11 protein-coding genes are annotated in these 11417 nt (G+C 38.5%); 9 read left to right on the top strand and 2 right to left on the bottom strand.

The window, feature by feature from the left end:
- The 6 genes from PHT93_RS14195 to PHT93_RS14170 form a co-directional block, all read left to right on the top strand.
- The coding region (locus tag PHT93_RS14195) for a hypothetical protein (protein WP_300244221.1) at positions 1-942 on the top strand (942 nt) is incomplete at its 5' end.
- Positions 943-960: 18 nt separating this feature from the next.
- Positions 961-1494 (top strand): hypothetical protein, encoded by a 534-nt coding sequence (locus PHT93_RS14190; RefSeq protein WP_300244219.1) that lies wholly within the window; start codon positions 961-963, stop codon positions 1492-1494.
- 146 nt (positions 1495-1640) lie between these two features.
- Entirely contained in the window at positions 1641-3431 is a 1791-nt protein-coding gene (locus PHT93_RS14185) for an aminopeptidase P family protein (RefSeq protein ID WP_300244217.1), read from the top strand.
- A gap of 5 nt (positions 3432-3436) precedes the next feature.
- Positions 3437-3964 carry a gamma carbonic anhydrase family protein gene (locus PHT93_RS14180; protein ID WP_300244214.1) on the top strand — a complete coding sequence of 176 codons (528 nt, stop codon included), beginning with the start codon at positions 3437-3439 and terminating at the stop codon, positions 3962-3964.
- On the top strand, positions 3961-5112 hold the full coding sequence (locus PHT93_RS14175; protein ID WP_300244212.1) for a serine hydrolase: 1152 nt from the start codon (positions 3961-3963) through the stop codon (positions 5110-5112). The genes PHT93_RS14180 and PHT93_RS14175 overlap by 4 nt, the downstream gene beginning before the upstream one ends.
- Before the next feature lie 161 nt (positions 5113-5273).
- Positions 5274-6389 (top strand): carbohydrate-binding family 9-like protein, encoded by a 1116-nt coding sequence (locus tag PHT93_RS14170; protein ID WP_300244210.1) that lies wholly within the window; start codon positions 5274-5276, stop codon positions 6387-6389.
- Between the two features lie 71 nt (positions 6390-6460).
- Here the strand turns inward: PHT93_RS14170 and PHT93_RS14165 are convergent, their stop codons facing one another.
- Positions 6461-8443: a glycoside hydrolase family 97 protein gene (locus tag PHT93_RS14165; protein ID WP_300244208.1), complete on the bottom strand. Its 1983-nt coding sequence runs from the start codon at positions 8441-8443 to the stop codon at positions 6461-6463.
- Between the two features lie 77 nt (positions 8444-8520).
- Complete coding sequence (gene zupT / locus PHT93_RS14160) at positions 8521-9318, bottom strand: zinc transporter ZupT (protein ID WP_300244206.1); 798 nt, start codon at positions 9316-9318, stop codon at positions 8521-8523.
- Between the two features lie 62 nt (positions 9319-9380).
- On the opposite strand from zupT, the gene PHT93_RS14155 reads away from it, so the two are divergent.
- From PHT93_RS14155 to PHT93_RS14145, 3 genes are read left to right on the top strand one after another with little or no spacing between them, the layout of a single operon-like run.
- A complete protein-coding gene (locus tag PHT93_RS14155) occupies positions 9381-9932 on the top strand; it encodes an RNA polymerase sigma factor (protein ID WP_300244204.1) in 552 nt (183 codons plus the stop codon).
- Between the two features lie 43 nt (positions 9933-9975).
- Entirely contained in the window at positions 9976-10374 is a 399-nt protein-coding gene (locus PHT93_RS14150) for a hypothetical protein (RefSeq protein WP_300244202.1), read from the top strand.
- Between the two features lie 48 nt (positions 10375-10422).
- On the top strand, positions 10423-10875 hold the full coding sequence (locus tag PHT93_RS14145) for a hypothetical protein (protein WP_300244200.1): 453 nt from the start codon (positions 10423-10425) through the stop codon (positions 10873-10875).
- The last annotated feature ends 542 nt before the right edge of the window (positions 10876-11417 follow it).

Raw genomic sequence — 11417 nt, 5'->3', positions numbered from 1 at the left:
TTATATGTTATAAAAAAAACTTTATTACTTTTATTCGCAGTTTTTCTTGTAAGCTGTAGTGAAGACACTTTGATAACAACAGATGATAGACCTTATTATTTAACAACTAAATCTGTTGTTACTGTTCGATGTGTAGATGCATACGTAAACGATTGGTTTAAAGGTACGCATTGTTGGGAAACTCATGGAGGTAGTGCCGTGGGCTTACCTGTTGGTGCAGTTCCTTCTCCTTCTTACACACCTAATGGTTATCCTTCTTCACAAGGAGGAGGAGGAAATAATGGCTTCAATAGTGGTCAAACATGGCAGTTCGTTTATAAAGAACTACATCAATTTCGTGGAAATGTAACTGGGCTCAATCTTTTGGAAAAAGAGAAGTTGGCAAATGTCATTGAAATGTTTACAAGTAATTCAGTATCATCTGTCCACAAGAAATTCTTTCAATTAATGAAAAATCAAGATGTGGAAATCTCATTTACCATAGGTCAGACAAAGAATGATGCACCTGCTCAATATGATCGCATTAATAACTTAATTACATATAGAAATGCTGATGATATTAACCTTAGAACAACCTTGGAAGAATTTGTTCATGTACTTCAAGATCAATTCTTATATCCAAACACTATGTCGTCTACCGCAAAAAATTGCGAATTTGAAGCTAAAGTTTTTGCTGATATAGCTAATTTAGTAGGTACAATGCAAGGTCTTTCCCCTTCCGGGTTAGTTGGTGGCATGGGACAATCAAGTGAATTTTCCGAATCATATGCGACTTGGATTCGATATATAGTATTGGATAAAGGAGCTTACTTTGACAGAGCCGCTAGAGCTGAATTTCAAGAATTTTGTTCAAAATGGGTATCCGATGAAGAAAGTTATTCTTCTTCTTTTAATCCTATGCTTCTTAAAATGTTATTTGATAGACCAATAAGATTTGATTAAATATTAAAAATTACAGTTATGAAAACAAAATTAATACTTATTATATCCTGTTTTATTATTGGTGGGGTAAATGCTCAAAATTCAAAGTTTTTCAGCATTGATAGCACATACTCAACTACTATGATTCTTGCCCCTAAAGGAATCCAAATAGATAAAAAAACTCCTTTAAAAGGTCACTATTCTTATGACATGAATGAAAGGTTTATGCAGGAAATAACACAAATATACTATGAATGTTTCGGAGAAGTTGATGAAGAAATCAAAACAGCATTATTTAGAGGAGGAGAGCTGGTTTTATTCTTTGATAAGAATTATCATATATACTATTTTCAGTTTTATTTTTTAAATAGGTATTCAACTATTATTTTAGGTATTGAAGATAAACTAAATGAATATGCAAAGAGGTTTAAGAAAATGGATTTAGCTTCATTTATCAAAATTGATGAAGATCGGGGCGAATTTCACAATTCGAAGTTTTCGATCTTTTTTGCGGCAATTTTTAATTATGAAAAATTTCCTGAAAAATTTCGTGCTGAAAAATTATCCTATTAATTATTCTTAGATAATTATAAATATAAAAAAGAGGCTGTCATTCTTTCTGGACATAACCGAAGAAAATGTAATCAAAAGTATTGTCTTTTCAGTTATTTAATAACTTTGTCTATTAGGTTGAATATTTGATTTAATAGTATAGTTTGATGAAGACGAAAATAATTGAACGGATTACAGCGTTGAGAGAGTTAATGGTTAGTCGAGGGATTGCAGCATACATTATCCCGAGTTCTGATCCGCATATGAGTGAATATCCTGCCGACAGATGGAAAACAAGGCAATGGATATCAGGTTTTACAGGGTCTGCCGGTACGATTGTGATAACGACTGAGAAGGCAGGATTATGGACTGACTCACGTTATTTTTTACAAGCTACCGATCAGTTGAGCGGCACGGGTATAGATTTATATAAATTAGCTTTACCTGAGACGCCTTCGATAGCGGAATTTCTGATGATGAATCTTCAGGAAGGACAGACCGTCGGGTTTGACGGACAATGTTACAGCTTAGCTGATGATAGAGCTTTGAAAAAGGAACTAAAGGAAAAAGGCATTTTAATTTCTTCTTCTGATGATCTGCCTGGCGAAATATGGAAAGATCGTCCCGCTATTCCCAATCATACGTTATTTGAGATGCCTATCGAGTACAGTGGTAAAACCACGACTACGAAGATCCAAGAAATAAACGCAGAACTACGCAAAGCGGGGGCAGACTGCACAATCTTATCGGCTTTAGACGAAGTTGCGTGGACTTTCAATATACGTGGAACGGATGTCACGTATAACCCGGTAGTTATTAGTTACGCTTTTATTTCTGAAAAGGAGAGTGTCTTATTTATTCAGCCTCAGAAATTAACGGAAGAGGTGACAAACAGGTTAAAAAATGAGGGAGTGATATTGGCTGATTATTCAATGATACTACCTTATTTATCACGTATTCCGGAAGATAGTCGCGTATTTATTGACACGGCAAAAACAAATGTTGCGATTTGCAATGCACTTCCTGAGAGTGCCAAAATCATTGAAGGGATTTCCCCCGCAAATCATCTGAAGAGCATTAAGAATGAAACAGAGATAAATGGGTTTCGCAGTGCTGTTATAAAAGACGGCATTGCCATGACTCGTTTTTTCATCTGGTTAGAACAACAGTTGGCTACTGGAAAAAGAGTAACAGAATTGAGTGCTTCTGCTAAATTGACGTCCTTACGAGCGGAACAACCTCAATATATAATGGATAGTTTTGCCGCCATTTCAAGTTATGGCGAACATGGGGCTGTTGTCCACTATACTCCTACTCCGGAAACGGATACGGAACTAAAACCGGAAGGGCTTTATTTACTTGATTCCGGAGGACAATATTTAGACGGCACGACAGACATTACGCGAACAATTGCATTGGGAGAGCCGACCAAACAGATGAAAAAAGATTTCACCTATGCTTTAAAGGGAACAATCAGTATTGCTAAATGCAAATTCCCTGATGGAATTAGAGGAAGTCAAATTGACGTATTGGCAAGAAAAGCTCTCTGGGATGCAGGGATTAATTATTTACATGGAACTTGTCACGGCATCGGACATTGCCTGAATGTACACGAAGGCCCCCAAAGTATCCGGATGGAAGAAAATCCCGTCAAACTCCGTATTGGGATGGTGTTAAGCGATGAGCCGGCCATGTACAGAACGGGTGAATATGGAATACGGACTGAAAATATCATGGTAATCCGTGAGGATAGTGTGACGGAATATGGCCGTTTCCTAACCTTCGATACGCTTACGCTTTGTTATATTGATACACGTTTGGTTATTCCATCCATGTTATCGGCACGTGAATTGGCTTGGCTTAATAAATATCACGAATACGTTTACGAACAACTCAGCCCGCATCTTTCAGCAGAAGAAGCGGCATGGTTAAAAGAAAAAACAGCAGAAATAGAATAAAGTATATGGCATTAATAAAATCAGTACGGGGCTTCACCCCAAAGATCGGAGAAGACACCTATGTGGCAGAAAACGCAACAATCGTTGGAGATGTAGAAATTGGCACCGGCTGTAGTATCTGGTTTGGCACTATTCTCCGGGGGGATGTCAACTCCATCCGGATCGGAAACGGAGTCAATATCCAGGATGGTTCCGTTTTACATACGTTATATCAGAAATCTACGATTGAAATCGGGAATGATGTTTCCGTTGGTCATAATGTAACGATTCATGGCGCGAAAATTTGTGACGGTGCTTTAATAGGCATGGGATCAGTTGTACTTGACCATGTCGTTGTAGGCGAAGGAGCAATCATTGCAGCCGGATCAGTAGTCCTCAGTAATACGATAGTCGAGCCGGGCAGTATCTATGCCGGTGTTCCTGCCAAATTTATAAAAAAAGTAGATCCTGTTCAGGCTCAGGAAATGAACCAGCGGATAGCACGAAATTATCATATGTATGCTTCCTGGTATAAAGAAGATACTGCTGAATGAGAAAATGGTGGATTGGAATAGCTGTTGCTTTATGCGGACTTATTGTTTTTCTGGCTTTGCCGTCCAACTATTATCTCCGCAAAGCATTCGTGCATCTAACCCCGAAGATTGATCAATATCCGATCTTCCACAACCGGGTGGTAAAAGCCGGCAATCCGGTTGCATGGAAACGTGCGTCAGGATATAATAAGCAGGAAATACCCGAACATTTATGTTCTTCATTTGAAAAATATGGAACGGTATCCTTTGTTGTGATCCAAGATGGCGAATTGCTCTTTGAAAATTACTGGGAGGATTATTCGTCTCAAACTCTTAGCAATTCCTTTTCTATGGCCAAAAGTATTGTTGCTTTGGCAGTAGGTTGCGCCATTGATGATGGATTGATTCGTGATGTAGATCAGCCCGTCAGTGATTTCTTGTCCGACTTTTCAGGATATAAGGGAGAGGTTTTAACAATCAAACATCTGCTCACCATGAGTGCAGGCGTAGATTTTCAGGAAGCCTACACCTCTCCTTTTTCGCCTACCACAAAACTATATTACGGGAATGATTTGAGAAAGGTAGCCTTTGAGATGAAAGAAATTGAAAAGCCGGGTGTAAATTTCATTTACCAAAGCGGTGTAACGCAATTGTTGGCTTTTATCCTTGAAAAGGCTACAGGAGAAAAACTTTCCGATTATGTATCCCGTAAATTGTGGACACCCATGCAAGCCGAAGAAAATGCGCTTTGGAGTTTAGATCATAAAGACGGGATGGAGAAAGCCTATTGTTGCTTCAACAGTAATGCGCGGGATTTCGCTCGTTTCGGACAATTGGTCTTAAATAAAGGCTGTTGGGATGGAAAGCAACTTATTTCTGCTTCTTTTCTGGAAAAAGCAACGACGCCGGACTCATCCCTTATTTTTGCAGAATATCAAGTACCGAACTCTGTTTACGGTTATCAGTTTTGGCATTTGAATTATAGCGGGATGAACATTCCTTATATGCGGGGCATATTGGGACAATACGTATTTGTTATTCCGGAACAAAATGCTGTTATTGTCCGTTTAGGCACAATGCGCAGTGAAACGCGTACTGACCAATTTTATCCGGATGACATAGACATTTGGTTAGAAGCCGGACTCGACATATTAAATAAAAAAATATAAAGGTTATTTTCGGGCTTAAAATCAGAAAATTAAAGAGCCATATCACGGACGAGGTAAATTTGCTGAGATTATGGATTTTTGCGAATATTGCATATTAATTGCACATACAATAATTTGAATATTTAATTTCGCCAACAGGTTATATACGCAAACTAAACAACATGAAACGACGAAAACTATTTCTTCCCCTACTGGCTATGAGTATAGCTCTCATCTTTATCTATTGGTATGGCGACAAGAGCAATCAGCCTCAGTTTAATTATGAACCGCCTATTGCATTCAATCCTCCGGGATATATTTGCTATAAGACTCCTGGAACAATTATAATTGACGGGAAGTTAAACTCTGAGGAATGGGACAAGATACCCTGGAGCGCAGACTTTGTAGATATTGAAGGGAGCAAGCGTCCTACCCCACATTTTCAGACTCGTGTAAAAATGGCATACGATAGTACAGGGATCTATTTTGCTGCGCTTATGGAGGAGCCGCACGTTTGGGGAACAATAACCCAACATGATGCGGTAATTTTTCATGACAACGATTTCGAAATATTCCTGAATCCGTCTAACGATACGCACAACTACATGGAATATGAAGTAAATGCTCTGGGTACGGTATGGGATTTATTCCTGACAAAGCCATACCGCGACGGGGCGGTTGTACTCAATAATTGGGAATTTGCAGGGATGAAATCAGCCGTATCTATTGATGGAACTGTAAATAATCCGAGCGACACAGACTCTTCCTGGAGCATAGAAGTTTTCATTCCATGGAAATCAGTCTATCAACCTATGCATCGGGCGAAGATGCCTCAGGACGGAGAACATATACGGGTGAATTTTTCACGTGTACAATGGACAACGTCTATACAACATGGTACATATGTAAAGATACCCATCAAAGGAGAAGAAAAAATCAGAGAATATAATTGGGTATGGGCGCCAACAGGTGTTATTGACATTCATCGTCCTGAATTCTGGGGATTTGTACAATTTTCTACAGCTAAAGCCGGAGAAAGGGAAGACAAATTCTTTATTGCCCCCGAAGAAGAGGTAAAATGGAAACTTCGCAACCTTTATTATCGCCAGGCTACGTACCGGAAGGAAACGGGCAAATACGCAAAAACAAAAACAGATTTACAGGCTGCAGATATATGTACGGAGAATGAACTGAAATATCTCAATATACATACAACTCCGTCAACGTATGAAATAACACTGCCACTTGACAATCAACTATGGCATATACGACAGGACGGATTAGTCTGGAGAAATTGAAAAAACATCCCGGTCTCTACCCTTGAGAAACCGGGATGTTTTTTAGTCATTTGTATAGAATGATCCTTTTACTATTCAAGTCTTGCGGCGAAGCCTCCACCCGGTGCCAGATGGATTTTTAATTTATCGCCATTCTTGATTTGGACTGTTTCTAATTTATAATCTTTTCCAATACGATGCGCATTTACTCCATCTTTAAATAAGGTCAGTTTGCTACCTTTTCCTTTGAGGACAGACAAATCAACTTCGATATCACGTGCCGTCCAGTTCGTCATTCCACCTATATACCAAGTCGTACCTTGACGACGGGCGGTAACGATATACTCTCCCATTTTACCATCGAGCACAATTGTTTCATCCCAAACTGTAGGAATTTTCGCTATAAAATCGGCAGATTCCTGTTCACGACGATAATTAGTCGGAGCGTCACACAGCATATTTATCGGAGAATCAAGGACAACATATAAAGCTAACTGACGGCAACGGGTTCCCTGACTCATCGGTTCTGAATAACAAGGGTAATAATTTCCTTTAGACGTGTTGTGCATAGCACCTTGTGTATAATCCATCGGACCTGCTACCTGACGAATAAAAGGAATCGTTACATCGTATGTTACCTGATCAACCGTATTCTTACTCCATTTCATTTGTTCCAAACCATGAACCCCTTCAAAATTCAAGGTATTCGGATAGGTACGATTTAATCCGGCCGGCTTATGCGTTCCATGCAAATCCAAAAGCAATTTATATTTGGCACACGTCGCTGCTGCCCTGTAGTTAAAGGCGGTCATTTCCTGATCATCACGATCCATGAAATCTACTTTAAAACCTTTCACCCCCATTTCAGAGTAATGCCGACAAACATTTTCCATATCCCTGTCAAAAGCGTGATACCCTGCCCAAAGGATAATCCCTACATTCTTAGATTTTGCATAAGCAATAATTTCCTTCAAATCAATCTCTTTTACGACCTGCAAAAGATCCGCCTGCAGATTAACTGCCCACCCCTCATCAAGGATAACATATTCGATACCTTCTTCAGCCGCAAAATCGACATAAGCTTTGTATGTTTCGTTATTTACACCTGTCACAAAATCGACACCGTCTAAGTTCCAGTCATTCCACCATTCCCAGGCTACTTTACCGGGCTTGATCCATGAGACATCGTCCAAACGGGAAGGAGCAGCCAGTAAATAAGTCAGATTACTTGCAGCCAAATCAGCATCCGAAGTTGTCACAATCGCCATTCTCCAAGGAAAAGAACGTTGTTTATCTACCTTGGCAATATAATTCTCGCGTTCTTTCACCAACATCTGAAGCTGATTATGCCCTCCTTGAACCGTTTGTTTAGGATAAGGAGCAAAGACACCGCTTAATTGGTTTACGCCTTTGGTCGTTGACAGATAAAGTCCCGGATAATTCTCCAGGTCACTCTCGGTGATACACACTTTAACTCCATTCCCGGCTTCTACCACTAAGGGTAAAAACATCAAACGTTTTTTATCCAGATTCGAAATCTTATCTGTTGTATAGGTATTCTCGAATGAATTAAAAAACTGAGCATCAAAAGTACCTCCATCCCGAACATAAGGAACAGTTGCTACCGCATCAGCAGGAAAAAGATATTCCACATTTTCATTCAGAATAGTAAAAGGTTTCTTTCTATTGCTTACAAACCGATAGGCAATTCCATCGTCGTATGCACGGAATTCCAGACTCCAATCCTTCTTAAAACGCAACACGAGTACATTATAAACGTCCTGGAGTTCTTTTGCGCGGTAAAAATGAGCGGGGATAATTTGGGAAATACTCTTCGTAGAGCTACCTGCTAATTTCGGGTTTTCACCCCATATTTCTCCATTTTCCAAGCTCAGAGACAAGGCTGAAGGGGAAAGGACTTCTTGTCCATTACACAGAATATTGTAGGTAATCTTCTCTCCTACGGCAATCTTTGTTTGCAATTTTCCACTTGGAGAGGACAAAGTAAACTGTTTCTCTGCTTTTGCCATAACAGCAATCAACACAAAAGAGAACAAGAGTATTAGTCTATTCATGGTTTAGTAGTTTTATTAATTAATACTATATATAAAAAGGTTTTCATTCCAAATACAACTTAACCGAAAGGCAATGTTTATATAAACAGAAACAAACTGAGCGCCATCACAATCATACCGGCTATCAACCCTATTATTGACAAATGGTGTTCTCCATATTTTTGCGCACTGGGCAAAAGTTCATCCATTGATATAAAGACCATAATACCAGAAACAGCGGACAGGATAAACCCATTTAAGGCAGGTGTCCAGAAAGGCATCAGAATAAGAAAGCCAAACAAAGCACCTACCGGCTCTGCCATACCGGAAAGAAAAGACAACCAAAAGGCCTTCTTCTTATTTCCCGTAGCATGATAAATAGGTACAGAGACAGCAATTCCTTCCGGAATATTATGTATTGCTATTGCAAAAGTAATAGGCAAAGCAACCTCCATACTATTTAAAGCAGAAGTAAAAGTTGCGATACCTTCAGGGAAATTATGAATGCCAATAGAAAGGGCAACCATCATTCCGGTTTTTTTCAAACCGGTTTGTTTATTATCCAGCTCCTCCACTCTATGCATCTCATGCGGATTCTTATCTTCGGGGACAAGAAAGTCTATCAAACTGATAAGGGCCATTCCTCCGAAAAAGCCCAAAAGCATATACAGTGTTCCCCAACGCTCTCCGTAATTCTCGATAAGCCCGGTTTTTGCATCAGGTAGCATCTCCATAAAAGACACATAAATCATCACCCCCGCCGAGAAACCTAAAGCAGTTGACAGGAATTTCGTATTCGTTCTTTTCGTAAAGAAGGCTAATACACTACCTATTCCGGTAGAAAGCCCTGCAAGAAGTGTTAAACCAAAAGCAAGTAATATCGTGTGGGTATCCATGAATTCTTTTGTTTAGACAAAAATAGAAAGTTTTTTAATATATTTACTCCAAAATAGAAAGTATGCAGCAAAATAAAGAGGAGGAGATACTGAGAGACTTGCAATCGCCCGATAAAAAACGGGCTGCTTTCACTCAGATAGTGAATCTTTATAGTGAGAAACTATACTGGCATATCCGGAAGATGATCTTAAACCATGATGACGCAAACGATTTATTGCAAAATACGTTTCTGAAAGCCTGGACTAACATCGAATCATTTCGGGGAGACTCTATGTTATCCACCTGGCTGTATAAAATTGCCATTAATGAATGTATTACGTTCCTGAATAAACAACGTAATCAGAATAATGTTTCAATAGACGACACAGACGTCTTTTTATTAGAACGGCTCAAAGGCGATACTTTTTTTGACGGAGACAAAGTGCAGATGAAATTACAGGAAGCAATCCTGACATTACCGGAGAAACAACGGATTGTATTTGTGATGAAGTATTTTGACGAAATGAAATACGAAGAGATGTCTGCGATATTAGACACCTCTGTAGGTGCGTTAAAAGCGTCCTATCATCACGCAACTAAAAAAGTCGAGGAGTTTTTAACAAAAGACGTTTAAACCTTTGAGGGAAAAAAGAGTCAAAAGAAAAAAGAGTAAAAATATGGGAGAGAAACGACATGAATTAGAAGACTTAAAAAGGCAAAATCCTTTCCGCGTACCTGATGGATACATGGAAGGGCTGACTGACCGGATTATGAGTCAGCTGCCGGAAGAGACCATGACAAAAGAAGAAACATCCAAAGTTTCTTTCATTAGTCGTCTGCGCCCATGGATTGCAGTAGCTGCCGCAATAGTTGGTATTGGATTCTTTATTAATGTTTTTATTGGTTTGGATAAACAAAACACATCTTTGAATCCGGATTCTCTCTGGACTCAGCCTCAGATAGCCTCTTCTGTTATATCAGAAGCAAGGACTACATACGATGAAGAATATCTCGAATACCTTGAAGCAAGATACTCAGATTATATTTTGGAAGAAGAGATGGCAGATTCCGAATAAAATGAGCATTTAATTAGCCATATAGAACATTTTTGTAAATTCATTTGTATGAATAAAATATTTATTATTACATTTGTCACGTTCTCTTTTTTGTTTTCAGGCACACTTTTAGCCCAAAACAAACATCAGGGACATAGATTTGACAGGAAAGCGTTTATTGAAAAGAGAAATTCTTTTTTAATCAATGAAGTTGGCCTTACATCAGAAGAAGCCGCAAAATTCATACCTCTTTATGATGAATTCCAGCGTAAGAAATTTGAGGCAGGCCAACGATGCAGGGAATTATCCCGTGAAATGAGAAAGAAAGAAAATGCAACTTCAGAAAACTATCTACATGTTGTAGATGAGTGTGTAGAAGTTCGCTTAAAAGAAGCTCAGTTGGATAAAGAATATTACAAAAAGTTTAAGAATATTCTTTCCCCTGAAAAACTTTATAAACTAACCGGAGCAGAATATAAGTTTGCACGGGAATTTATGAAAGGTTCAAATAATAGGAAATAAAATACGAAATAAGATATAATATCATTATTTGTGTTTTTTGTTTAGATTTAGTTTTGGCGTTTAAGTTAAGGGAGGGGTGGCGACGTGATGTCGGTTCCCCTTTTGTATTTTAAGAAAACAAGAAGAACAGTATATATACTTAATTCGGATCAGTCCGAAACCCCGGTTGTTATTACACTTGGATTATGTCGTTTTTAATGGGATTATCTCGATAGGTTAAAACAAATCGTGGACAGCAAATATAAAAAAGTGAAATAAAAAACAAAATAATAGCAAAATTTGTCATTTTTAGACAAATTGTTGTCGGCTTCAACAGCGTTGTTTTAACGCGCTTTATTAAATAAAATGACAATATATGTACCCGAAAAACAAACACCGAAAAACCACACTTAAAACGCACGATACGGCATGCCCGTTTTTCTTGAATTATCAAAATTGAACAAAAAAAGGCAATGGATAAAATCTCCCTATTCTTTTTGGAAAAAGATTCTATTCTTTTTTTGAATATAAAGGATATTTTTCAAAAAACAACCTTTATATTT

This window comes from Massilibacteroides sp. (genome assembly GCF_028705895.1).
In the GTDB taxonomy this organism is placed as follows: Bacteria; Bacteroidota; Bacteroidia; order Bacteroidales; family Tannerellaceae; genus Massilibacteroides.
This window is presented reverse-complemented; position numbering and strand designations above follow the sequence as displayed.